The organism is Niastella sp. sgz303648 (assembly GCF_059587045.1).
In genome coordinates this window covers 258,297-283,699 of the sequence record NZ_JCAPSW010000009.1, presented here as the reverse complement: position 1 = coordinate 283,699, position 25,403 = coordinate 258,297, and the positions used below count along the sequence as shown (strand labels likewise).

Below are 25,403 nucleotides of genomic sequence, written 5' to 3'. Positions count from 1 at the left end.
CACAACAAGCCCCTGGTTTCGTCCGGGGGCTATGGCCATCACGTAAATCTATATTTAGCCAAAGTTTTTGCCCCCCATAACCACGTCACTATCGTAACATATGATATGGCGATAACAGCGCAGAGGCGCGGGTCATAAAAAGGGACAGATCTCTGTAAATTGTCCTGTGGCCACAGGCTCGAAATATTTTACGTATTACTTACAACTTATTACTTACTACTTTTCGGCCTGTCTTCAGGCTTCACACCAAATTGGGTTGAAGGCTCTGCCCCCATGTAAAGCACCAGCTCCCCTCCTTTCATAATATCTTCATAGCGAATATACGAACGCGTATACGGCTGTCCGTTCAACTCTGCTTTTTGAATGTATTTGTTTTGTTTCGATTGATTGTTCGCAGTTATGGTGAATTGTTTATCGCCGGGTAATTTGATGGTGGCCTTTTTTATCAACGGTGAACCGAATACAAAGGCGCCATTGGCGGGATTAACGGGATAAAAGCCCATGGCCGAAAACACATACCAGGCACTCATCTCCCCCGCATCTTCATTACCACATAATCCGTTGGGCTTATTGGTGAAAAAGGTATCGGCAATCTGGCGTATCAACCCGGCGGTTTTCCATTGCTCGCCGGCATAGGCATATAAATAAGGAATATGATGATTGGGTTCGTTGCCCTGCGCGTATTGTCCGATCATACCGGAAATGTCGGGAGATGTTTTGGCATCGAGCGCAGATGGAACCGTGAACAACGAATCGAGCTTTTGCAGAAAGGGTTTGTCGCCGCCCATCAACGCAATCAATCCTTCCACATCCTGCGGCACCAGCCAGGTGTATTGCCAGCTATTGCCTTCGCAGTAATCGTTTTCGCGGTGCACGGCATTGAAAGGGTTGAAGGGCGTGCGCCAGCCACCATTGGCCATTCTTCCTCGCATATGCTTTGTAGATGCATCAAAATAATTTGCATAGGCTTTGGCGCGTTTGGAAAAATAATCGTAGTCGTCTTTTTTGTTCATGTCTTTTGCCATTTGCGCTATGCACCAGTCGCTGATGGCATATTCCATGGCTTTGGCTACCGATTCGGGAACGCTGTCGGCCGGTATGTATTTCATGTTTTGTATGAACTGTACGCCATCGGTATCGCGCATGGCCGAATGCTTTACCGCTTCATAAGCGAGGTTTACATCATAATTGCGATAGCCTTTCAGGTATGCATCGGCAATAATGGGCACAGCCGGATACCCGATCATACAATCGGTTTCATTGCCCTGCAACGGCCATACGGGCAGCTTACCCTGTTGCTTATAAATGGCCAGGAACGATTTAATAAAATCATTCACCCTGTTGGGCTCGATGATGGTCATTAAGGGTTGTATGCCGCGATAGGTATCCCACAAGGAGAAAATAGTATAGTTGTTAAATCCTGGCGCCGTATATACTTTTTTATCGGTGCCCAGGTAATCGCCGTTGTGATCGTTGAACAGCGAGGGAAACATCATGGTGTGATACAGCGATGTGTAAAACACGGTACGGGTGTCGGCATCGGCATCAACGGCAATTTTACCCAGGGCTGCATTCCATTTGCCGGTGGCTTCGGTAACGGTTTTGTTAAAATCCCAGTGTGGTATTTCGGCATTGATGTTGGCCAACGCATTTTCGGCACTTACGGGCGACAACCCCACTTTTACTTTCAGGGTCGAATCTTTGGTTACATCTATATACAATGCAGCCTTTACTTTTTTGCCTTTGGCTTCACTGCCTGTTTGCTGTGCTGTTGAATCAAACAATTTATACGAGGTAACAGGCTTCGATAACACCATGGCAAAATAAACACGCTGGTCTACCGCCCATCCGGTACTAAAGCGATAACCGGTGAACAGGGTGTCGTTTACTTTTTTTATATATGTGGCAACCGGCGCATCCCAACCCATGCCGAAACTCAGGTCGACCAGCAAATGCGCGCTGTCGCTTTTTTCGTATTTGTACTGATGAAAGCCTACTCTTTCCGAGGCCGTAAGCTCGGCCTGTACTTTGTATTTATCGAGGTATACTTTATAATAGCCGGGCTTTGCTATTTCATTATCGTGCGTATAATAAGAACCATAGCCGCTGTCGGGTTTATTGAAGGGCATAGGGTTTGTTTGCAAAACACCATTAGCCGGACAAACCAATATATCGTTCAGATCGCCGATACCGGTACCGCTGAGGTGCGTATGGGTAAATCCGAGTATTTCTTTGCTGATATAGTTGTAGCCGCTGCACCAGTCCCACCCGTTGAATTTATCCCAGGTTTGCATGATATTCGATGGACCGAGCTGCACAGCGCCAAACGGAATGTTGGCTCCGAGAAACACGTGTCCATGTCCTTCGGTGCCGATATAGGGATTTACATACTGAACAAAATCGGGCTGGTCGTTAAGTGATGCCTGCTGAACCGACCGGCAGGAAACAATGAACAATACTATCAGGGCCGCTACCAATAAGGGACTGTTGCCTTTGCGGGAATTGATCATAGTGTGTGCTGTTTAGGTCTTGTATACTATATACTGTAAAAAGGAGAAGGTTTGAAGCCCCCCCTCCCGACCTCCCCCGGTGGGGGGAGGAGTGCCGAAGGGGTGGGTCGCCGCAAAGTTGCTGTTTTTTTACATTTGGCATCAGCTAATTTTGTTTTGCTACCTGCGTGTCAATGTCGTTTAGTAAAGAATGTCTCGCAAAGGCGCGAAGCGACTTCTTCGCGTCCTTAATTTTTTTTGCCTGAATAGGTAGTTAGCAGAAGATAGGCGTGCTTAAAGGCAGAAAAGTGAATTTATTGCGCCTTTGTGCCTTTGCGAGAAATAAAAAAATCCCTAACTAAATGACATTCTCGTTTTACTACCTTTATCAAATGCCCCATAGCCGCCAGGGCAAAAAAGCAACAATCAGAAACAGTATTTTGAAATAGTATGTCGCAACAGCTAACAGAAATACAAAAAACGCTCACTCAAAAAGGAGATAAAAACAACATCGCTTTTTTTGAAAAGATGGTGCCCGGCCGTCAAAAGATATACGGTGTAAAAACGCCTGAACTAAATGCACTGGCAAAGCAGTATAAAAGTTATTCATTTGATCTGGCCGCAGCACTATGGGACTCCGGTGCGCTGGAAGAAAAAATAATAGCTATAAAGATCGTTGAGAAAACAGGCAAAACCGACCCTGCATTAACCATAAAACTGTTTAAACAATTTGCCCAAAGCATCGACAACTGGGCCGTATGCGACGGACTTGGCATGCAGTTTTTTCGGGGCATTGTAAAAACACACCGGGATGAAATATTTGCTATTGCCCATGAATTTAGCCGGTCAAAAGATCCCTGGCAACGAAGACTATCGCTGGTAATGGTAGAATGGTACACGCGTCACAGCGACCAGCATACGGAGATCAAACAACTGGTAAAAACGCTGCAAAACGATAAGGAGTATTATGTGAAAAAAGCGGTAGCCTGGATACAAAGAAATTTTGAGAAGGGGAAATGAGGCCAATAATGAATATTAAATGATAAATGTCGAATATCGAAGTAAAACAAAGTGAATGTTTTTTTACTTCAACATTCTACATTCAATATTCGCTATTCAATATTAGTGACGGATAATACCCCAAATACAAATGATCCTTTTACGCGCCCTGGCGCCCTTACGAGATATCACTTCCCCACCCTATCAACCGGCCTGAACCGCAAAGCGCTCCACGTATCGTCGATTGAAATCGCCGTTACTGTGGTGATATTAAATTCTTCACCGGTTACACGAATGGTGTCACGGTTGATATCGGTTTTTATTTTTGACGTGCCCTTCGGATAAGCAAACCACAGCACACTGTCGGGTTCAACATTCTTCAATTGTTTTTGCAGGAAGTCGAGGTACTCCTTGTTGTTATTGATAAACACCAGCGTATTGGCGCTTTTGGCCTTTTTATCGAATGCGGTTTTGAAACCCATCTTCACAAATTCTTTTTCCAAAGCAGCCGGCGCGTTAATAACCACGCCGCTGTCTTTAAATTTGAACTTTTTGATGATGTCCTGCATATGGCTTGTTTTTGTCGTTTTGTTAAGAAGCAGTTTGCTCAACAGTGCCGTCAGGCACAGAATATCGGTAAAATATATGGGATGTTTTTATATCGTCTCGTAGGGACACGACATCGTAGCCATGACATTGATGACAAATATACCTCAAACACAATCAAAAACTCCCATATAGCACTCCTTATTTCGTCCCTACGGGACGGCCTCAACACGCACACCCATTCTACCAACATTTGGTGCCGAATGGCACCTCCCCTATTTCCGAACTACGTTGCTTAAGTAATAAGTTATGATATACGTTCCTTTGGTAACATAGAACTGCGCTGTTAATATGGAATTTACATTCAGGTTAATATCGGTATATTTTGCCGGCACCTGGTAATAGGTGATCCCATCGGTCCAGGATGTGCCGTTGGCGATAACTGTATTCGAATAAGCAGGTATTCTGGGAATACCGGCGAGGTACTTAAACTCAAGCGAGGTGTCGGTTGCAACCGGCGGATAAAACGGATTCCAGTCTTTAAAGGAAGGCCGTCCAACACGAGGTACCACTTCGCCGTTAGCCGGACTAAACGGCGTTCCGTTCTTATCTAAAAATTTAAATACTATTTTCGCCGGTCCGGCCTCATTATGAGTGATAGTTATATTCAGCGGATCGGGCACGCCGTAAAAATTACCGGCGGCATCAGAGGTTGACCATGATTTAAACAGAATGGTATCGATAGATGATATAGGCGTAACAACAATATCGCAGATATCGTTCAGCAATTTGGTGCCCCGTACATTGGTGGCGCTTACATCTATGGTATAAACACCCGGATCAACATACTTTGAGCTTTGCGTAAACTGCAAACGGCCACCCAGACTATTTATGCTGAAAGGAGCCACCACACTGTCTTTTATCTTGGAGCGCAACAGGGCTTCGGTTGTATCCATATAAGTAACCGTTCCTGTATACACGGTAATGGTTTGCGGTTTCAGGAACATACTGTCGACCCGCTTGCCTGTTGTTTTATTTCTGATGGCCAGTAAGGTTGTTTGCAGTGGTAATGATGAACCATCTGCCACCATGCTCGACGACGTGATAGTAATACCCTGCTGCACCGTAAAAGGATTTTCGAGGTAATACAAATTATCGCTGAGAAAACCTACCTCCTGCTTTTTGCATCCGTAAAAAATACTGCATACGGCTATTGATGCCAGTAGCAATACAGAATATTTATTTATACGCATGTTGTTTAATTTTTTAAATAGCCTTCTCTTTATTCTCTTTTGGGCGCAAGCGCCCCTGAATGCAGCCCTTCGGCTCCGCTCAGGACGCTAAGAGTATAAAAGAGAAAAAAGAGCTATTAATATTTCACAAAATTTTGATAATCTATAAACCTTCTCTTTTTTCCTCTTTTTACTCCTATTGCTCTTAGCTTAAAAAAGAGGAACGCCCGAAGGGCGTTTAAAAGAGAGTACAAATCCCTCAAAGCTTATTCAGCGGCGCAGTATTCGCCAGCACATGCAACGTAGTTCCCGAACTCGTTTTAATACCCGTAGTTTGACAGGGAATGGCCAGATCGGCCGTATCGCCGGGCGGCGCATTTTGCGAGCCGTCGATCACGCCGTTTACTTTTACATATTGCAGCGTATAATAACTGTAGTTCGGCGCAAGATTCGCCAGGTACACGCCATAGCTGCCTTCTGTTTTTTTAATGGCCGATAAAGCCGCTCCGCTGTTGGCCCAGTTGGCATGCGCAATTGAAGCAGTAGTTGCGTTGGCTAGGGTCAGACTGCTATCGGCAAACATGTACTGTGTAAATAATTTCGAAGTAACCTTTGTATAGAGACTATCAAGCGAGGATACCTGCAGGGTGCTCATCAACGTATTCACCGAAAAATCGGTAAACGCGAAAAAAGTGCCTGCTTTATTTACGGTATCCTTTAAATTATAATGATCGATCATTAGGATCACCGTATCGAAATACGCGTACTTATGGCTCTTTAAATAATCGTAAGTAGAATACGGCGTTTTCTCCTGCGCCAGCCCGCCATCAGTCAGATAGTTGTCTTTTTTGCACGCTGCAAAACCCATCAACAGCAGCAGACTTATTATTATATAGTTGTTTTTATTTTTCATTGTACTGTTTTTAATCTTATTAAGATTTTACACCCAGTTACCTTGTAACCTGAAACCTGTAACCTGTAACTTGTAACTTGTTCTTTACTTAACTTTCCCAACCCAGAATGTAGTTTGCTTCAAATTAGCATTCGTCAAAAAAAGCGTTGGATCTACCGGCCAGTAGTACTTGCCGCCCACAAACTCAGCATGTGTTATATTAGGCAACTGTTGCTTACCGGTAAGTCTTTCTGTTCTTATCAGATCAAAGGTTCGATGGCCTTCAAGGAACAATTCCCTGCCGCGTTCATCGCTGATGGTATACAACAGGTCATTACCCGAAACACCGGTAATGGGGACTGTAATGCCTCTGTCGCCCCGCAAATCATTTACTATGGCCAGCGCGCCTGCTTCGTCGGGCGCCGGTTTTGCCGCCAGCGCTTCGGCTTTCAGCAACTTAATATCGCTCAAACGAAAAACAATGATGTTGTTCAGTGCTATCTGGTAGTTCGTGTTGTTGTTTACGTTTTGAATGTTGGCATATTTGATGCATTCGTACACCGTAGTACTGCCGCTGTTCACCGATACGAAAGCTTTTAACCTTACATCGTTCGTATCCTTATAAAGGGAATCGATAAGGCTCGTGTTTAACAGCCAGGCAGGTTGTGTGGCATTATTGCTGATATACGGAGGCATCAGCGTTACACCTGTAATGGTATACACATCTTTGGCATTGTTGCTTTCGGTCGACGCATTTTGTGCAATTTCAAAGATGCCTTCCGACGACTGGCCTTTGAATATATTCATGTATCCGGTCTTATCATAGTGGCCCTTATTAATAACTTCGTCGCAGGCCTTATTGCAATTATCATAATCGCCCATCCAGGCATATATATGCGCCAGCAAGGCATACGTTGCGCCTTTGTCGCCCCGCACCACTCTGTCGGCCGATGCATTGTCTTTCCAGTCGAGATACGCGATCGCCTGGTTTGCATCTGCTATGGCCTGTTTCAGTACGTCGGCCTGCGGTGATCGCGCCAACTGTGCAGCCGTTGAGGCATCTGAGTTATACGTGGTCACCAGCGGCACATCGCCCCATACGCGTGCTATATAGAAGTAAGTGAAAGCGCGGGTAAAATAAGCTTCGCCAAGGTATTTGTTGCGGGTAGCCTGTTTCGCGGCATCGGTACTACCGGCGAATACGCTTACCGGCATATTGTTTATAAAATACAGGCAGCGGTTGCTTTGCGCAATGGCCGCATAAAAGTTTGTATACAACCTGAGCTTTAACCGTGGATCATAGGTGTTGGCAGCCGGTATGCCTATGCCCCAGTTAATATTCAATACATCAGTATAGGCGCCATCACCACCCGGAATGGCGGTAAACTCATCTGCAACGAGATCGCCATACGTATAATAAGTAATGGCCGCATTGAAGGCCGAACGGATCAGCGAATAGCAGGCGGCTACCGATGCATTGGCATCCGCTTCGGTTTTCCAGGTGGTTTGATCGGTTGCCTGACTATACGGGTTTTGATCCAGAAATTTTTTGCACGATGAAAAAGTTATTATGACTGCGGTTGCAAGCAGTGTAATATGTTTGGTTTTCATTGTAGTTGTTTTGATGCAGGAAGAAATGGTTTCATCAGAATTCAAAATTTACACCCAGTGTAAATTTCAACGCAGTTGGATACACGACGTTGGCCGAACCGGTGGTAGGATCTACCAGCTCGGGATCGGGTATTATCTTACTCTTCTTCCAGGTGTGCACATTGTCGGCCATGCCATATATGTTCAATCGCTTAAGACCTATAGGCCGTAGCCACTGGGCGGGAAAATTATAGCTCAGTGTAATGTTCCTTACTTTCAAAAAACTTCCGTTCTCAACAAAGTAAGAACTGGCAATATTCCACGGGTCCTGCTGCGTACCGTTGGGATATACAAGACGTGGAAATTTTGTTCGGTCGCCAGGGCTCACCCAAAACTGATCGAGCAGGTTGGTAATGGCGGCAGGGCCCGAAACACTTCCCCACCCCTGGTACGCTCTGCTGCCGTTTAAATAATCCGACAAATAACCATTGAAGATCTTTCTGCCTGTAACGAATGAACAAAAAACGTTCAAACTAAACCCTTTGTAAGAAAACGTATTGCCAAAACCGCCGGTTACTTTGGGCATCGGGTTGCCGGCAATGACCTTGTCGTCGAAATTGATATTGTAATCGCCATTGTTATCGATGTATTTCGGATCGCCTGCCCCTAAAGTCACTCCCTGAAAGGTTTGCTTTTTACCCGTAATGGGATCAACCGGCACTTCAGCATCGGTGGCATATACACCGTCTATCTGGTACACCTTGAAATTGAATAAGGGCTGGCCATAAGTAAGCGTTTGCTGAAACCACGACGGACCAAATATGAAATCCCTGTTGCCATTGGGCAGTTTGGTTACAAAGTTATCGTTGAATGAAATATTGAAGTTGGTATTCCATTGAAACTTCGACTTAGGCGACAGGTTCCTTGAATTGATCGCTATTTCGAGTCCGCGGTTCCTTACATTTACATAGTTACCCGAATAATAGGCATAGCCTGTAGAAACCTGCGCCGGTATATTGTAGAAATATTTATCATTGGCATCTTTCTGGTACGCATCAACCACCATACCTATACGCCCGTTGAACAGTTCAATATCTGCACCGATATCAAGCTGGGGGTATCTTTCCCATCGTACGCTGTTGCTTGAGCTTACGCCATAATTGTAAATGCCGCTGCCATACGGAAAAGGCGAAATAACAGAAGTGCCGTTATAGGTTGATGGCGTACCGGTCAGGTATACGTTAGCCCCATAGCTGTCTAAAGTTCCGGTAGTGCTTAACAAATAACTGGCATCGTTGTATAAGGTTTGGTATTTGGCATACCAGCTGCCGGGATCGTTACCGGTAACACCCCAGCTTGCCCTTACTTTAAAAAGATTGACCACACCTTTTAGCGGTTCAAAGAAGTTTTCGTCAGAAGCTATCCAACCCGCTGAAAACGACGGGAAGGTACCCCACCGGTATGAAGAACTGTAAATGCTGCTGGCATCCCGTCGTAACGAAGCTGTCAATAAATATTTTCCATCGTAATCGTACAGCAGCCGGCCATAATACGACACCGTTGTTTTGCGTTCAAAACTGGTTGACACATATAGGTTGGCGCCCGGAGGAACCGTTTGCAATGTGGTGATGCCGGTAACATTGATGCCCTTGGCATACGCATTCGTAAATGATTGTTTGTTGCTGTATGAAGAAGTACCCGCTGCTACCGCAATATGGTGCTTTTTGAACCTGTTTTCGTAGGTTAGATAATTTTCGAACGACCAGGAGGGATTGGTTGCATTCACATCGTTGGCTGTATTTTGCAAACCGTTTAATTCAACCGGTGAAAACCAGGCATATTTATCATTGTAGTTGTAAGCCGAAAAGTTGCTGTTCACCACCAGATTACGCAAAAGGGTATCAGTAAGGTATACCGATCCAACAATAGTAAAAATGTGATTATCGTCGTAATAACTTTTGCTTCCTTCAAAAACAGCTTTTTGTTCAGGCGTTAATTGCACAAACGACGAAGGGAAGTTCCATGAATTGAACAAAGCGCCTGTTGACCCTCCTACTCCATGTTTTCGTTTTTCTGAACTGATCATAATATCTGTTGATATACCCAACCCTTTCACCGGACGGATCTTCACATTCAGGTGCGGCGCCAGCCTGTCGAGCGAAAAACCGTTGATAACGCCCTGCTCACTGTAATGATTGAATGATAAACGATAAGTATTGTTGCTGGAAAAATAACCGGCAATAGCAACATCCTGGCTGTGAACAACGGCATTATTGCGAACGATCAGTCCCTGCCAATCGACGCTGTTATTAAAGGCAGGATTCAAACTATCGGTTAACTGTACCGGCACTTGTCCCTGCTGAATATTGGTATAAGGCAATTGTGCATTTAACAGATCGAGCTTTAACGCCCTTTCGGCATTGCCGATGTATACATCCCTGAAAGCAGGCCGGGTGGTTATACCGGCATATGCAGAACCGGTGATCTGCGGCCGGCCCGTTTTGGCGCTTTTTGTTTTAACGATGATCACCCCGTTGCCCGCACGTGCGCCATAGATGGCCGAAGCAGAAGCATCTTTCAGTACATCGATCGATTCAATATCATTGGGATTGATCAAACTCAGCGGATTCGAATTGCTGTACGAGCTGCCAATGGCATTCACATCGTATATAACGCCGTCGATCACATATAGCGGACCGGTATTGCCGCCATTGGCATTGCTGTAATCGATATTCGTGGCGCCACGTATTACAATACTGGGTTTTGCTCCCAGCTCGCCGGTGCTTGATAATACGCTTACACCCGCCAGGCGTCCCTGCAGGGTTTGATCGAAGCTACTCTGGGGAATATTGGCAATATCTTTTCCTTCGACCGTAGAAATGGCGGCTGTTACATTTCGTCGTTTCTGGCTCTGGTAGCCGATCACCACCACATCCGACATCGATTTATCGTCGGGCGTTAGTTTGATCGTCAGCATGCCTTCGCCTGCTTTTATTTCCTGCCTGGCATAACCGATAAAGGTAATGATGAGTTTTTGTGAAGTGCCCTTCAATGTTAAAGTAAAACTGCCATCGTTCGCGGAAGAAGTGCCGTTATCGGGCTGACCTTTTTCGGTTATAGATGCGCCGATAACCGGGTTTCCTTTTTCGTCTTTAATAATGCCCTTTACGATTTGGGCATTTTGTGCATACAGGTGCGGCAACAGCCACAGAAATGCCCAGACAAACAGCAGAAGCCGCCTTGCGGATTGTGTCATAGCAGAATAGTTTGGTTTTGGTTAAATGGCCAATCGTTTACTATCACACGAAACTTACAATAGCAATAAATTTATATGTGTGATATTTACAATTAAATTTACCTATGTTTATTTGAAAGCAACAAACGGGTATTGCTTACCTGTTTACGAATTTTAGCATGTTGTGCTTTTCAACGAGCGCGCTTCGCGCGTCTCTTTTTTTAGCTAAGAGGATATAGGAGTAAAAAGAGAAAAAAGAGTGGCTTTTTTGTAAAAACCCTGTGTTTATACAGGAAGCCGAAAATTATTGAAATAAAAACGAACTTCTCTTTTATCTCTTTTTCTCTTTTAAGCTCTTAGCGCTACTGCATTTCAGGGCGCTGGCGCCCCTACCGCGAATGCATGCGAATTACGTTTATTGAATAGGGTTGAAAACTAAAATTGGAAGACGAAGTAATCCCGGCTATCTTTTTTACAACGGGTATGTATTGCTGTGGATGTTCGAGAGAATTTTCGGCATTGCCATCCGACGCCTGTAAGGTAATGAGGGTGGCTTCGGGTTGTACGGTTTGCATATTATCCAACGAAATATGGGTAGTACATGCATCTGCCGATGCATTGACCACTTTTAGAATGATATCGCCGGTGGTTGCCTCTTTACCTGCAATGGCGAAGAATTTTGGCGGTTCGGTGTAGGTCATCAATAATTTACCATCGAGATAGCAGTCAACTTTATCAACACCCACTTCTATGGTGATATCGTACCAGCGGCCGGTTTCGATGGGTTTATCCAGTTTAAACTGGTTGGTAATGCCGGTTACATCAAAGGCATCGTTTACGCTTTCAAACACACAATGGCTGTTCAGCCAGCTGCCGATATGGGCGCGCAGTTGCACACTGTCGTTCTTTACTGCAAACGGAATAATAAACGCATTGTAACCGCTTACCCTTCTCGCTTTTAATTTCAGGGTATAGATATCGAATGAGTGGTCTTTTAACCAGGCCAGGCGTTGTTCGCCCATGGCGGTTTGTACCAGACTGCTGTCGGTAGCCTTCCACTCACCTCTTGGCAGCTGCCACTCTGATGCCTTGTTTTTAAAATCGCTTGTATAAACCGTTTTATTGTTTTGAATGATTTGTATATCGGCATATTCCGTTTGTGTATCCCAGGTAGCCAGGCCGATGCTGCCGGTAAATAAAGGCTTTTTAATAGCAGGCGGCGTTACCGTAGTGGACAGGTGCAGATTTACAGAAGCCCTGTTCTCAGCAAACATTTTGATGGCATAGTAGGATATCCGGGCAAAGCTTTTTGATGCATCGAAGTTGATCAGGTTCACAGGCCAGTCAATATCATTTACATTTACAAAAAGCGGCGCATAGCTGCTCATGGTTACGAGGTCGCTGTTGCGTTCCATGCTCATGATATACACCGCATCAGATAAAGCGGCGGTCATATTGCCGGCGCCTACACCACTGTTCGTGGCATATTCGCCCACATACATATCCCAGTTGCCGCGTTTGTATTTATCAAAATGATCGGTATTGCGCATGGCCCAGAAGGCAGGTTTGTAGGCATGTTCATCGGCAATATCAACTTTTTTCATGCTGTCGAGCGTATGGCGGTTCACATCGCCAATGCCCATGCTGGCAATTAGCTTCAGTTGCGGATATTTTGATTTAATGGCATTGTAAAAGATATTGTACCGGGCTGCATAGCGCGGACCATGCTGCTCATTGCCTACTTCAACATACTTTAATGGAAATGGTTTGGGATGTCCGTTGGCGGCCCGCACCTTGCCCCACTTTGAAGTTACCGGCCCAACCGCATATTCAATGCCATCGAGCACATGACCAATCACCGAATCAACCTGATCGTCGGGCACATAATTGCCGCTGCGGTATTCGCACGATACGCCGATGTTAAAAACATACAACGCATCGGCTTTGATATCTTCACAAAACTGCAGGTATTCGTGATAACCAAAGCCATTGCTGCTCCAATAGCCCCAGGGACTGTAGGTAGCCGCCCGTTGCTCCACCGGACCGATACTGGTTTGCCAGTCGGGCGTATTGGCCACACTGATACCTTCAACAAAACAACCGCCCGGCCAGCGTACAAAAGCAGGATGCAGATCAGCGATATATTGCGCCAGATCATTACGCAATCCGTTCTTGCGGTTCATAAATGTTTTGACAGGAAATAAAGAAACAAAATCAAGCCACACGGTTCCCTTGCCGCCGAACGACAACACCAATTTTGCCTTGCCATCGGTTTGTGTTGGCTGCAGCGCACAGGAATATTTTTTCCATTCGCTGTTGACAATGGTGGTGAAGGTATGCGATGCCAGTACAGTGCCTTTGCTGGCCTGCAGCGATGCTACAACAGGTCCCTGAAATTGTTTATCGGCCCTTATGTAAAAGCTTAGATTATAGACTTCTCCTTTAATAGTATTGATACCCCAGAACCCTTCGTTCACCAATGCATTGGATGATGGCTTGTTAATAGTTACCTGCAGCGAATGGGGCGTTGCCTTGTTTAACGGATGTTCATCAGTTAATGCCAGCGACATGCTTTCATCCTCTTTCAATAAATGCCACGCGGGCCATTTGCTTTTCAGCGGCCATTCCAGCTTCCAGTCGCTGACCTGGTTATTGGGTAAATTGTAATGGGGCGATTTATCGGGTACAATAAAACCATCTACCAGCGTGGTGCCATGCGGCAATACGCTTTCTTCAAATCCACGGTTCTGTATCAGTTCGGCATACAAACCGCCTTCGCCACCATGACTGATCTCTTCAAAAAAAACGCCATGCAAAGCCGGTGAAACGGTTGCCCCTGTTTTTGAAGCATCAATTGAAATGCTGGCTTTGTACTGGCTATTAGCAGTAGCTACCCCGAATAAACATATCAGCAGAAGGTTAAATTGTAATCTCATGTTAGTTTTACTTATGTTACCGGTTACCGGTTACCGGATACCGGGTCCCGGAAACTGGTAACCGGTAACCGGCAACTATTCTACTATCCACTCATGTATCCCCGTTGCATTATCAACCGGCAACTGCACTTCGAGCTTCAACGCAGTGGTAGTTACCTTCTCAAAAGTTACGCTGTTGTATTTGTCTTTCGCAATTTCGTAGGCCGATGTAGTAGTTACAGGCACCCAGGCGCCGTCTTTTTTATAATATATTTTCCAGGCAGCGGGTATTCTGCAACCGCCCCAGGGGCCATCATCGAACCAATACACTTTGCACGATGAAACGGTGTGCGCGGTATCAAAATCATACTCTACCCATTCGGTGGTATTTTTCTTCGGCCACCAGTGAAAATAGGGAACCGTATTATCTTTTGAATCGGCCGGTTCAAACTGGTCGTTCACCGCTTTTACGCTTCTGGTTTTGATAGATGCTGTTACTTTGCTGGTATAAGCAATAGTAGGCGCAGGTTGCGGCCTTGATGCGGCCTTTGTATATGGAACCCATACTTCCATTTCGCCGGCGCCGCGGTTGTCCCAGGCATAATATGGAATGGCTGTTACTTTTTGTTTTGAGGTGATCAATGCATCGGTGTTCAGCTGGCGTTTGGTGCCCTCTCCTTCCATGGTAATTACATTGATGCCATTCAGCGTGTTGGCTGCATAACTTACCTGCAAGGGAGCTGCTTTATCAACCACTATATTCTGCACCACGCTGTCTTTGTTATCCCAACCTTCCAAACAATACACAACCGGTCCGTATTGAATGGCGAAGCGGCCCTCGTTAGCTTTTATTTTTTCGTTGGCATAAATGTGCTGCGGCTGCATGGGAAATTCGAAAGATATCTTATCGCCTTTCTTCCAGATGCGGGGTAACACAGCATATCCTTTTTCTGTTTTATAGTCAACCGGTTTGCCATTTACATTAATAATTATAGATGTTTTTTGCTGATCGCTTGTATACAGATCACCGGCCACGGGTTGCGCCTGCACCCAACCGGGAATGCGTATATGCAGGGCAAATGCTGTTGGTTTGACAGCATCGATCTGCATATCAATTTTTCCGTTCCAGGGATAGTTTGTTGTTTGTGTAATGTTTACTTTGCCTGCCGTTAATTGTATGCTGCTGCTATTGCTTATAAACAGGTTTACATACAAATCGTTTTTATTCTGCGCATACACATATCCCGGAACGGAAGGTAAAAACCGGGTCATGTTCGAAATGCAACAGGCGCAGGAAAACCAGGGGCTGCGGTCGTGTTGTCCTACCGAGGCCAATGGATTGGGATAAAAGAAATGGGTGCCATCGAGCGACATACCCGACAACAATCCATTGTATAAGGTGCGTTCCAGCACATCGATGTATTTTGAATCGCCATGCAACAGGAACATGCGGTTGTTCCAGTATACATTGGCAATGCCGGCACAGGTTTCGGCATAGGCGCTCATGTTAGGCAGATAATAGGCATCGCCAAACGCTTCGCCGTTATTGGTGGCGCCGATACCGCCGGTAATGTATAATTTTTTGGTGGCCACATCTTCCCAAATGGCATCTATTGCTTTTATATAGGCTGCATCGCCCGTAAGCGCCGCCACATCGGCCATACCGCTGTACATATAGGCGGCCCTAACGGCATGGCCTACTGCTTCGGTTTGATCAACTACTTTTTTATTGGCCTGATTGTAGGCATCACCATTGGGGCCACGCACATCTAAAAAGAATTTGGCAAGATCTAAATATTTTTTATTGCCGGTGATGCGGTACAGTTTTGCCAGTCCGGTTTCAACGATCTGGTGACCGGGATAGATCTGCAGTTTGCCCCAGCCAAAATCTTTACACAACAAATCGGCATTCTTTAAGGCAATGTTGAGCAGATTCTTTTTTCCGGTTGCATTGTAATGCGCATAGGCGGCTTCGTACAAATGACCTGAATTGTACAGCTCGTGACTTAATATAGAATCATTCACCCAACGTTTGGTGCCCACCCATTCCTGCGGCACCTGTGGTTTCATGGTTCTGAAGGTATACAGGTAGCCATCTGGCTCCTGCGCTGCGCCGATGATTGCAATTAAGGAATCGAGGTATTTTTCCAACTGCGGGTTAGGTGTTACCTGCAGGGCATAGGAAGCGCCTTCGATCCATTTGTATACATCGGTATCATCGAACGGAAATTGTGAACATATTTTATTTTCGCGTTTGCCTGCTGCTGCCAGAAAGTTATCGATTCGCCCGTGCTCTTTGCACATTTTTAAAATGTAGGGAATAGTAATGCCGGCATTGACTTCCATCTTGGGTTTCCAGAAATGATCGTTCACATGTACATGTGTAAAAGGCACCGGTTGTATAGGGTAATCTTTTATTTGCGCACCGGCTGTTATGGATGCCAAAAGTGAAAGAGATAACAGCAGCTTCTTCATAAATTTTAAATTGATAAGTGAATTAAAATTCGCACAAAGGCGCTATAAATATCGAATATTGAATATTAAATGTTGAATGTTGAAATAGGAATACTTCAACATTTGTCATTGGACATTCGTTATTCGATATTTCTTTAGAACTCGTTCTGGTTCCGGTCCGGCGGATCAACACCCAACAGGTGCTTAACAAAAAAATCGCGCTTCTTTAATCTTCCGTACGGACCGCCGTCGCTATGTCCCATGCCGGGCACAACCAGCAGATCGAACATTTTACCGGCTTTGATCAATGCGCCGGCCAGCCGCAGGGTGCTTTCGGGCGGTACATTGGTATCGGCCTCGCCTACAATAAGCAGCAATTTACCCTGTAACTTCGAAGCATTGGTAATATTACTTTGGTCAGCGTAATGCGGCCCAACCGGATAACCCATCCACTGTTCATTCCACCATTGTTTATCGATGCGATTATCGTGACAACCTGCCGCCGATACGGCCGCTTTGTAAAACTCAGGATGGAACAATAAGGCGCCTGTTGAATTTTGTCCGCCTGCAGACGTGCCATACAACCCTACTCTACTGGTATCAATATAAGGATATTTTTTCGCCAGCGCTTTTATCCAGGCGATCCTGTCGGGCAAGCCTGCATCAGCGAGATTTTTCCAGCATACATCATGAAATGCTTTGGAACGGTTGGCCGTGCCCATGCCATCGCATTGCACCACAATGAAACCAAGCGCCGCCATGCTTTGCATTTCGCCATAGAACATAAATCGTTTGGGAACAAACGCATCCTGCGGGCCAGCATAGATATTTTCAATCACCGGATATTTTTTGGTGCTGTCGAACTGTGGCGGCCGGCATACAATGCCCCAGATATCCGTTACGCCATCTCGTCCCTTAGCCACAAATACTTCGGGCATGCGTATGCCCAGTTGTTGATAAGCGGTTATATCGGCCCGTTCTATTGCTGCGATCAGCTTTCCATCTGATGTGCGATGCAACTCGGTAACAGCCGGCATATCGGGCCGGGAATAATTATCTATATAATATGCCCGGCCAGGCGAAAAAGTACATTGGTGGCTTGCATTGGCAGCCGTTAACGACACCAGGTTCTTACCATCGAAACCAATGCGGTAATAATGTATGTTGTAAGGATCTTCGCCGGCATTCATGCCGCTTGCCTGAAACCAGATCTCTCGTTTCTTTTCATCTATACTGTCAACGTTTCGCACCACCCAGTTGCCGTTGGTGATTTGATTTTTTACACCGCCTTTCACCGCATCTACGAGGTATAAATGATTCCATCCGTCTTTTTCACTGCTCCAGATTATTTCATTGGTAGTAGCAGTGTACCAGGTAAATATCCTGCTTTCGTAAATGAATGTTTTTGTTTGTTCGTCGATCAGGTTGCGGGTAGCGCCTGTGCCGGTATTCACCTCAATCATGCGAAAACGCTGGTGGCCGCGATCGGCTTTTTCAAAAACGAAATAATTGTTTTCGTTACTGCGCCAGTGGATCCAGGGGTAATCCAGAAAGTCGTACAGCTCTGTATTCACTTTTACGAGTTTCTTTTCAGGCAGATTGATCACAAACATTTCATAAGCGGTGAAGGCATCGCCGGGCTGTGCATATGGTTGTGATTGTAATACGCCGCGGAAACTGGTATCTGTTGAGGAAAGCACATAATAAACCGGTTTCTCCGTTACGGGAAAAATGTGAAACACCACGAGGTGTTTGCTGTCGGGCGACCATTGTAGTTGTCCGTAGGAGTTGGTGGTATCGCCGTTGGTGGTGTATTGAATGGCCGCGCCACCGGAAGCGGGCTGCACAAACACATTGCCGTTCTTTATATAAGCGATCCATTGTTTATCGGACGATAAACTATCGGCCGGATGTTGCCTTTCCCAGCGACTCTGTATTTTACCGGTAACAATGCCATCGTCGTTTATAACAGATGGTGAGTCGGTCGGCGCATAGTCATATGTTTTTAAATTGCATGTATACCATTTTCGGCCAACCTGCAACCAAACATTGCTATGCTTTTTATCGAACTGCAAATTGGCGATGGGCAACTTTGATGCGGTAATGGTATCTGACAGCTTCTTCAACGCAGCGGCCATCTTTTCATGGTCAAATGCTTTTTCCTTTTTGGCGGTAACCGCATTTACATAAATGTATTCTGAAGTATTGCCGGGGAGCGTGTTCTTATACCAGAAACCGCTTTCATCGGGTTGCCAGCGGGCCCTGATATTGTATTTAAAAATGCTGTTCCTTGCCTGTGAATCGAGCAGCGCGGCTTTTTTGTAAGCCCTCAGCATAGTTTCGCGGGTTGGCTGATAAGGTGGTAACGATTGCGCCCGGGAATTACTCATTAAACTAACCGTATATACGACCATAATCATGGTCCTGTATACCCCGCGCGTTCGGGGCGACGCAAAAATTCCTGTACGTTCATGCATGCAGCAGCAGTTTGATTCTTTTTTTACTCTTTATAGTCCCGCTTTGCGGGACGATTCTCTTTTTTAGCTAAGAGGTTATAGGAGGAAAAGGAGGAAAAAAGAGATTTGTTTTTAAAAAGCTTGGTGTTTATACAAGTCGCGACAAGATTAAATTAATAACTATCTCCTTTTTTCTCTTTTGCTCTTTTATGCTCTTAGCTCCGCATGGCGGAAAACCTTAGGGCGCAAGCGCCCGTTTATTAAGGAGTAAAAAAGAGAAAACAGATTCTAAAATTAGTATAATGTACTGCGCTATTATAAAAGCAGGCTAACCGATCGTTTACCAAAATTAACCAACATGAGCTCCCTTTATAAAAGAGTTATATTTTTATTGACAAGCTCACTGCAAATGAAAATCCTACGATCTTATATATACTGTACACTATTACTATTCTGCTTTTCTGTTACGCAGGCGCAACCGGTGAACATGCAGTATACCGTTTCGATGGAAGATGCTGCGAGGCAATATTATCATGTAGTACTAAAGTGCACGCCAGCCACTGCAACAACCGATTTTAAACTATGCGCCTGGACGCCCGGTTATTACCAGCTTATGGATTATGCCAGGTCAGTAGAAAACTTTACAGTCGCTGATGCAGCGGGCAACGCTGTTAAATGGGAAAAACCTTCTAAAAATATATGGCGTGTATTTAACAGTTCGTCAACTTCCTTAACCATCACATACGATGTGAAAGCAATCTCAACATTCGTCGCCAATGCTTACCTCGATACCACTCTCGGTTATATAACACCGGGGGCGCTGTTCCTGTATACCGACCGCGCATTGCAGCAACCGGTAATCATTCAAATGAAACCTTACCACAAATGGCCGGGCCTCGTTGCTACCGGGCTCGACTCTATACCGGGCGGCAATAATACCTTCATCGCTGCCGGTTTTGATGTGTTGTACGATAGTCCTTTTTTGATGGGTGAGCTGGAATCATTACCCTCTTTTACCATAAACAATATTCCGCATTATTTTACCGGTTATAAGCCCGGTAACTTCGACCGCGCCGCCTTTATGAACGATCTTAAAAAAATTGTTGAAACGGCCAGCGCCATTATCGGCGATATACCTTACACACATTACACGTTCCTGGGCATTGGTCCGGGTCAGGGTGGCATTGAACATCTTAATTCATCTTCTTTAAGTTTCAGCGGTGGCGAAGGCCTAAATACGCCCCAGGGTCGCAGGCGGCTGTACAACTTTATTGCCCACGAATACTTCCATCACTATAATGTGAAACGTATACGCCCCATTGAACTGGGGCCTTTCGATTACAGCAAAGAAAATAAAACAAACATGCTTTGGGTGAGTGAAGGGTTTACGGTGTATTACGAATATATGATCGTACGGCATGCCGGATTTTGCACCGATGAAGATGTATTGAAATCGTTTCAATCGAATATACAGGCTTATGAAAATCATTCGGGGCATTTGTACCAGTCTGCCACACAGGCAAGCTATGATACCTGGAACGACGGTCCATTTGGAAACGACCCCAACAAAACGATTTCCTATTACGACAAAGGCCCTGTACTTGGACTGTTATTAGACTTCAACATCCGGCATGCGACCAAAAATGCAAAATCGCTGGATGATGTAATGCGGCAGCTGTACAAAAAATATTATCAAACACTAAAAAGAGGTTTTACCGAAAAAGAGTTCAGAAAGGAATGCGAAAAGATAGCAGGCACTTCGATGCAGGAAGTATTTGACTATGCATCTACCGTTAAAGCGGTAAATTACTCAAAGTATTTTGCCATGGCAGGACTAACTATCGACTCAACCAGTTTTGCCATTACGCGATTACCCAATCCCACTGCGCTGCAGACAGCTATTTACAAAAGCTGGATGGGTGAATGAGGGCGATTTATTGTACATTTACCCATATTCATTCCGGCGAATTATGAAGAACATATCTATCGACAATTTACAGGACATTTGGCAAAAGGTTTCGAGGTTACATAACGGGCAAACCTATGGCGGGCATCACCCCAACGAAAAAATCGAATACATCAATCATATTGGCAGCGTAGTGTTCGAAACCAGCAACGCAGCGAATCATACAAACGATTTTAACGCCGATCTTGCTATAAAATGCGCTTTGTTACACGACACACTGGAAGACACCTCTTTTACTATTGATGAATGTAAAAAAGAATTTGGCGAGCAGGTAACTGCAGGTGTTATGGCATTGACCAAAAACACAAAACTTGCCAAAGAACAGCAAATGACCGATAGCCTGGAACGCATTAAACAACAACCAAAAGAAGTATGGGCCGTTAAAATGGCCGACAGGATCTGTAATTTATATGCACCGCCTTATTATTGGAACAATGATAAGAAAATAAGCTATGTACAGGAAGCTAAAATCATTCATGCCCATTTAAAAGAGGGAAATGAATACCTCGCCAACAGGTTGCAGGAAAAAATTGAAAATTATAAGAGATATTTTGACCCGGCCATTTAATAAATATCGAATGTAGAATATTAAATGTAGAATGTTGAAGTAGAAACAACTTCAGCATTTGTCATTGGACATTCAGTATTCGATATTTAAATTTCCCCTTTCAGCGATTTGATGATCACTTCGCTTTTACTGTTCACCTGCAGTTTGCGGTAAATATTTTTGATATGCTGACGAACCGTTTCGAGGGTAATGCCCAGGCGGCCGGCGATCATTTTATAACTCAATCCATCTACCATGGCGGCGATCACCTGTTGCTCTTTCGCGGTTAAAGGTTCGTTGTAGGTTCTTTTAGGCGCAAAATAATTCACAACTTTACGGGCAATGATGGGCGACATCACCGATCCGCCTCTGCTGATGATGCGTATGCACTCCAGTATTTCTTCAAGCGCCGTATCTTTCTGAAGATATCCAACGGCGCCTGCACACAGTGCTTTGAATATCCGGTCGCTGTCGATATATACAGAAAGAATGATGACAGATACATCAGGAAATATTTTTTTGATCTCCGGTATGGCTTCAATGCCGGTTTTACCAGGCAGCCCGATATCGGTAAGAATAATATCCGGTTTTTCGGCGTTTTCTGCGTTTTCTACCTTTTCAAAAAAATCCTCTACCGAGTTGGCGGTAATGGTGCAGGCCAATCCTTCGCAACGCGAAAAAAACGCGGCCAGATGCGTTCTTACCAAATCATCATCTTCTATTAATGCAATTCGAATCATAACTCATTAAAGTTAAAAAGCCCTGTTCAGCTGTCCTATCCCATGTAAGGGTTATATTTTACACAGGTACTTTCATCAGCACCGTAACACCTTTTACCGATACGATATCGATGCTGGCGCCCAGCCGCTGCGCACGCAGCCGCATATTGTGCAGCCCCTGTCCGCTGGTGGCTTTGCCGGCAGCGATGCCTTTTCCATCATCCTTTATCTGCATCACAAACAGGTTGCTTTCTTTTTTCAGATCAACCTGTACCAGCGTAGCGCCTGCATGTTTCACTATATTGTTGATCGCTTCCTTAAAGGTGAGGTATACATTCTGGCGAAAGTCCATCGCCAGTTTGTTGTGCTCATTAAAACCGCTGTGCGTTAATTCAAAATCAATATTCGCAGGCATCAGCATATTGTGCAGGTGTTCCTGCATGTATTGTATCATGCCGCCCATGGTATCGTTGCGCGCATCGATGCTCCATACCACATCTTTCATGGTAGATACCGCTCCCCTGCTGATGCCCGAAATGGTGCTCAGTTGTTCCTGCGTATTATTGGTTACGCCATCGCGTTTCAATGCATCGGCCAATACTGTTATGCGTACCAGCGAGCTGCCCACATCATCGTGCAGGTCGCTGGCGATGCGCGTGCGCAGATACTGAATTTTCTTTACCTGCCTGATGCGGTAACGAACGATCAGCCACACAATGGCCACCGCTGCTGCAAGAATTAATGCAATGAACCAGGCGGTTTTGTAAAAGACCTGCTTTACCTGTATGTTCACCGAAAGTTCATTGATGCTGCGCGATCCGCTGCCGGTATTGCCTTTTATTTTCAGTGTATACTTTCCTGCCGGTAACCCATTGAATGAAACAAAATGCTGGTTACCGATCGAATGCCAGGCATTGTCGACACCCTGCAACTGGTAAAAAAAACGGTTACCAGCCGGATCATACAAATCGGATAACATAAAGTGAAACGAAAAGAATTTATCGCCGGGTTCAATAATTATATTTTTTAACGACTGGTTGTTATAAACCGTTTCGGTGGCCTTGCCATTGCTGTTTATTTTGTTGAAGCGGGTAAGCAGTATCGATACAGGCTGTTTGGTTGTAAACGCTTTGGAAGGATCCATGATCATATATCCGTTCAAGCCGCCGAATATCATGCGGCCATCGCGCAAACGGTGCAATGCCTTGCGATTGAATTCATCGGTATTCAAACCGTCTTTGGCGTAAAAATTCGTGAACTGATTGTTTTGCCTGTTGAAATAACTTAAACCGGCATAGGTGCTGATCCACAGGTCGCGATTGGCATCCTGCAAAATGCCACACACGGTGTTATTGCTCAACCCTTCCTTATTGGTGTATTGCTTCACCTGCCCGGTATATTGATTGTACCACAGAATACCGGCGCCGGCGGTACTGATGTAAAAACTGCTGTCGCCATCTGTAACAATATCATTGATACCGTAATCGGGGATGCGATTAACAGACAGCTTAACGACCTGCTTTGTTTGTATGTTTATTTTATATAACCCGTTGGCGGCGCCTGCCCATATCCATCCGTTTTTTACCACGAGACTCCAGCAGGGCACCATATAAAACGGCATATTGCCTGTAGAATCCCTGAAGGGTTGCATCGTGCGCGTTTGCGGATCAAAGGTGTACATATTAAACTGACCCGAAGTCCAGAATAGCCTTCCGTCGAAACAAATGCTGAATTGGTTGATGCTCTCCTGTTTTTCTTTTTCAGATCCCGGCGCCAGAAATATTTCGAGTGAATCTGTTCTGATATCATACCGGCCGATGCCAAAGCCTGCCATCCAGATGATATCTTTTTCATCATACCACATGTCATATATATACCCGATGTCGTACCGGCCATTAAGCTTCAGGCGAACCGATTTATTAATGACAGGGAGAACGGTTATGGGTGTAGCGCCAAAGGTCGACAAAGCAATCGTAGTATCTGTTCCGCGCTTTGTGTGCGTTTTTTTCAGCAGTCCGTAATTTTCGGTGCCGGCATACAGGTTGTTATAGCGGTCGGCAAAAATGCGGCGACAGCGTATGTTCTTTAATTCCTTTCCCTGCAGCACAAAGGGAATGCCTGTAAAAACAGCATCGCGGTTCGATATTTTAATGATGCCGTTATCGGTGCCCACCCAAATAGTATTGTTGTTGTCTTTATACACGCAATACACCAGGGTTGCATTCACTGCCGTCAGCAACCAGCTGTAATCGGTTACCTGTTGCTGTTGCAGGGTGTACTTCACCAGCGAGGCGCGGTCACTACCCTGCCAAACATCACCGTCGATATCGATGCAATAACAGGTGCGCAGGTGCAGGTTGGGCCCGCTGATGCTGTTGCCATTTTTTATCCAGCTGTCGAAATGATTTGTGTGCTGATTGTACCGGCTGATCCCATATCCCGAAACGCCCCAGGTTGTACCGTTTTTATCGGTATATATTTTTGAATAATCTGCCGTAAACAATACCGGCGCCCCGATCTGCTCTTTCGCGCCTGCGTTGCTTCTTTTCGCCAGCGTTGTTACCTGGTCGAGGTATGATATCCATACTTCATGATCGTTGTGCTCAGTTATAGCTGTGAGCACCATATCGGTTTTTAATAGAGAAGAATCGATATCGGCCAGCAAAAAACGGCCGGCGCCGGTGAATTCGGCCAGCCACCGTTCCGACATTACCAGCATATTTCCATTGCTGCTTTTCTGTATGGCGCGTATGGGTCCCTGTGGCAGAGATGCCCGGTTGCCATCCTGGTGAACAAATTGCTGAATACGGTTGGCAACGGGATCCAGGATATTCAGACCGTTTTCAGTTCCTATCCATATGTTCCCTTTTTCATCCTGCATCAGGGCAGTAATCACGCTGTTACAAAGAGCGGGTTCACTCAATATGCTGTATTGAATAAAAGAAGTGCCGTCGTAGCGGTTCAGTCCGCCATTGGTGCCGATCCAGAGAATACCATTATGGTCCTGCAATATGCATTGAACAGAGTTGTTGCTGAGGCCATCTTCAACAGTAAGGCGGGTATAAGGCAACCCATGCTGTGCCGCTACCCACAGGGGAAGAAGCCACCATAAGACAGCGTATATAAGGGTTTTACTTTTCAGTGAACAGGTTTTGGGAGTATTGCAAAATACTGATTGTTTCGGGCAAAGGGTAAAGTATTTCGCGCGAAGGCAAAGTATTTCACGCAAAGGCGCCAAGGCGCGAAGTAAAAGACATCAAGGCAAAAATGCATCGAGGCATCCAGACATTGAGTCTTACCATCTTTTGCGGCATCGGGGTATTTTTAAAAATTTCTTTTTGCGGCTTCGCGCCTTTGCGAGAA

At 45.3% G+C, this 25,403-nt stretch carries 14 protein-coding genes; 3 read left to right on the top strand and 11 right to left on the bottom strand.

The genetic code is table 11. From position 1 onward, the window contains the following. Positions 1–209: 209 nt before the first annotated feature. A complete protein-coding gene (locus tag AC59IL_RS25530) occupies positions 210–2,510 on the bottom strand; it encodes a GH92 family glycosyl hydrolase (protein WP_496555048.1) in 2,301 nt (766 codons plus the stop codon). Between the two features lie 429 nt (positions 2,511–2,939). Between AC59IL_RS25530 and AC59IL_RS25525 the strand changes: the two genes are divergently transcribed. Next, positions 2,940–3,509 (top strand): DNA alkylation repair protein, encoded by a 570-nt coding sequence (locus AC59IL_RS25525; protein ID WP_496555047.1) that lies wholly within the window; start codon positions 2,940–2,942, stop codon positions 3,507–3,509. A 167-nt stretch (positions 3,510–3,676) separates the two neighbouring features. Here AC59IL_RS25525 and AC59IL_RS25520 read toward each other — a convergent pair whose 3' ends face one another. The 8 genes from AC59IL_RS25520 to AC59IL_RS25485 form a co-directional block, all read right to left on the bottom strand. After that, positions 3,677–4,057: a hypothetical protein gene (locus tag AC59IL_RS25520; protein WP_496555046.1), complete on the bottom strand. Its 381-nt coding sequence runs from the start codon at positions 4,055–4,057 to the stop codon at positions 3,677–3,679. A 252-nt stretch (positions 4,058–4,309) separates the two neighbouring features. Next, positions 4,310–5,287 carry a hypothetical protein gene (locus AC59IL_RS25515; protein WP_496555045.1) on the bottom strand — a complete coding sequence of 326 codons (978 nt, stop codon included), beginning with the start codon at positions 5,285–5,287 and terminating at the stop codon, positions 4,310–4,312. A 238-nt stretch (positions 5,288–5,525) separates the two neighbouring features. After that, positions 5,526–6,179 (bottom strand): hypothetical protein, encoded by a 654-nt coding sequence (locus AC59IL_RS25510; protein WP_496555044.1) that lies wholly within the window; start codon positions 6,177–6,179, stop codon positions 5,526–5,528. Positions 6,180–6,263: 84 nt separating this feature from the next. Next, positions 6,264–7,769, bottom strand: coding sequence for a RagB/SusD family nutrient uptake outer membrane protein (locus tag AC59IL_RS25505; RefSeq protein WP_496555043.1), 1,506 nt, complete (start codon positions 7,767–7,769; stop codon positions 6,264–6,266). 34 nt (positions 7,770–7,803) lie between these two features. Next, positions 7,804–11,004: a SusC/RagA family TonB-linked outer membrane protein gene (locus AC59IL_RS25500; protein WP_496555042.1), complete on the bottom strand. Its 3,201-nt coding sequence runs from the start codon at positions 11,002–11,004 to the stop codon at positions 7,804–7,806. 368 nt (positions 11,005–11,372) lie between these two features. Further along, complete coding sequence (locus tag AC59IL_RS25495) at positions 11,373–13,919, bottom strand: alpha-L-arabinofuranosidase family protein (RefSeq protein ID WP_496555041.1); 2,547 nt, start codon at positions 13,917–13,919, stop codon at positions 11,373–11,375. Positions 13,920–13,994: 75 nt separating this feature from the next. Then, on the bottom strand, positions 13,995–16,373 hold the full coding sequence (locus tag AC59IL_RS25490) for a glycoside hydrolase family 127 protein (RefSeq protein ID WP_496555040.1): 2,379 nt from the start codon (positions 16,371–16,373) through the stop codon (positions 13,995–13,997). Between the two features lie 134 nt (positions 16,374–16,507). Then, positions 16,508–18,829, bottom strand: a complete 2,322-nt coding sequence (locus AC59IL_RS25485) for a S9 family peptidase (protein ID WP_496555039.1) — start codon at positions 18,827–18,829, stop codon at positions 16,508–16,510. Positions 18,830–19,217: 388 nt separating this feature from the next. Between AC59IL_RS25485 and AC59IL_RS25480 the strand changes: the two genes are divergently transcribed. Together AC59IL_RS25480 and AC59IL_RS25475 are read left to right on the top strand one after the other, a co-directional pair. After that, the gene (locus tag AC59IL_RS25480; RefSeq protein ID WP_496555038.1) at positions 19,218–20,735 is read left to right on the top strand and encodes a M61 family metallopeptidase; all 1,518 of its coding nucleotides are present in this window, start codon (positions 19,218–19,220) and stop codon (positions 20,733–20,735) included. Positions 20,736–20,778: 43 nt separating this feature from the next. Further along, positions 20,779–21,342, top strand: coding sequence for an HD domain-containing protein (locus tag AC59IL_RS25475; RefSeq protein WP_496555037.1), 564 nt, complete (start codon positions 20,779–20,781; stop codon positions 21,340–21,342). A gap of 86 nt (positions 21,343–21,428) precedes the next feature. On the opposite strand, the gene AC59IL_RS25470 is transcribed toward AC59IL_RS25475, so the two are convergent. Together AC59IL_RS25470 and AC59IL_RS25465 are read right to left on the bottom strand one after the other, a co-directional pair. Next, on the bottom strand, positions 21,429–22,061 hold the full coding sequence (locus AC59IL_RS25470; RefSeq protein WP_496555036.1) for a response regulator: 633 nt from the start codon (positions 22,059–22,061) through the stop codon (positions 21,429–21,431). 58 nt (positions 22,062–22,119) lie between these two features. Further along, a complete protein-coding gene (locus tag AC59IL_RS25465; RefSeq protein WP_496555035.1) occupies positions 22,120–25,278 on the bottom strand; it encodes a sensor histidine kinase in 3,159 nt (1,052 codons plus the stop codon). Positions 25,279–25,403: the final 125 nt, after the last annotated feature.

What these genes read in the sequence shown, in the direction of transcription:
- AC59IL_RS25490 (WP_496555040.1), bottom strand. Translation starts at nt 16,373, where the DNA reads ATGAAGAAGCTGCTGTTATCTCTTTCACTTTTGGCATCCATAACAGCC.
- AC59IL_RS25525 (WP_496555047.1), top strand. Translation starts at nt 2,940, where the DNA reads ATGTCGCAACAGCTAACAGAAATACAAAAAACGCTCACTCAAAAAGGA.
- AC59IL_RS25480 (WP_496555038.1), top strand. Translation starts at nt 19,218, where the DNA reads ATGAAAATCCTACGATCTTATATATACTGTACACTATTACTATTCTGC.
- AC59IL_RS25520 (WP_496555046.1), bottom strand. Translation starts at nt 4,057, where the DNA reads ATGCAGGACATCATCAAAAAGTTCAAATTTAAAGACAGCGGCGTGGTT.
- AC59IL_RS25485 (WP_496555039.1), bottom strand. Translation starts at nt 18,829, where the DNA reads ATGCATGAACGTACAGGAATTTTTGCGTCGCCCCGAACGCGCGGGGTA.
- AC59IL_RS25515 (WP_496555045.1), bottom strand. Translation starts at nt 5,287, where the DNA reads ATGCGTATAAATAAATATTCTGTATTGCTACTGGCATCAATAGCCGTA.
- AC59IL_RS25505 (WP_496555043.1), bottom strand. Translation starts at nt 7,769, where the DNA reads ATGAAAACCAAACATATTACACTGCTTGCAACCGCAGTCATAATAACT.
- AC59IL_RS25510 (WP_496555044.1), bottom strand. Translation starts at nt 6,179, where the DNA reads ATGAAAAATAAAAACAACTATATAATAATAAGTCTGCTGCTGTTGATG.
- AC59IL_RS25500 (WP_496555042.1), bottom strand. Translation starts at nt 11,004, where the DNA reads ATGACACAATCCGCAAGGCGGCTTCTGCTGTTTGTCTGGGCATTTCTG.
- AC59IL_RS25475 (WP_496555037.1), top strand. Translation starts at nt 20,779, where the DNA reads ATGAAGAACATATCTATCGACAATTTACAGGACATTTGGCAAAAGGTT.
- AC59IL_RS25495 (WP_496555041.1), bottom strand. Translation starts at nt 13,919, where the DNA reads ATGAGATTACAATTTAACCTTCTGCTGATATGTTTATTCGGGGTAGCT.
- AC59IL_RS25530 (WP_496555048.1), bottom strand. Translation starts at nt 2,510, where the DNA reads ATGATCAATTCCCGCAAAGGCAACAGTCCCTTATTGGTAGCGGCCCTG.
- AC59IL_RS25470 (WP_496555036.1), bottom strand. Translation starts at nt 22,061, where the DNA reads ATGATTCGAATTGCATTAATAGAAGATGATGATTTGGTAAGAACGCAT.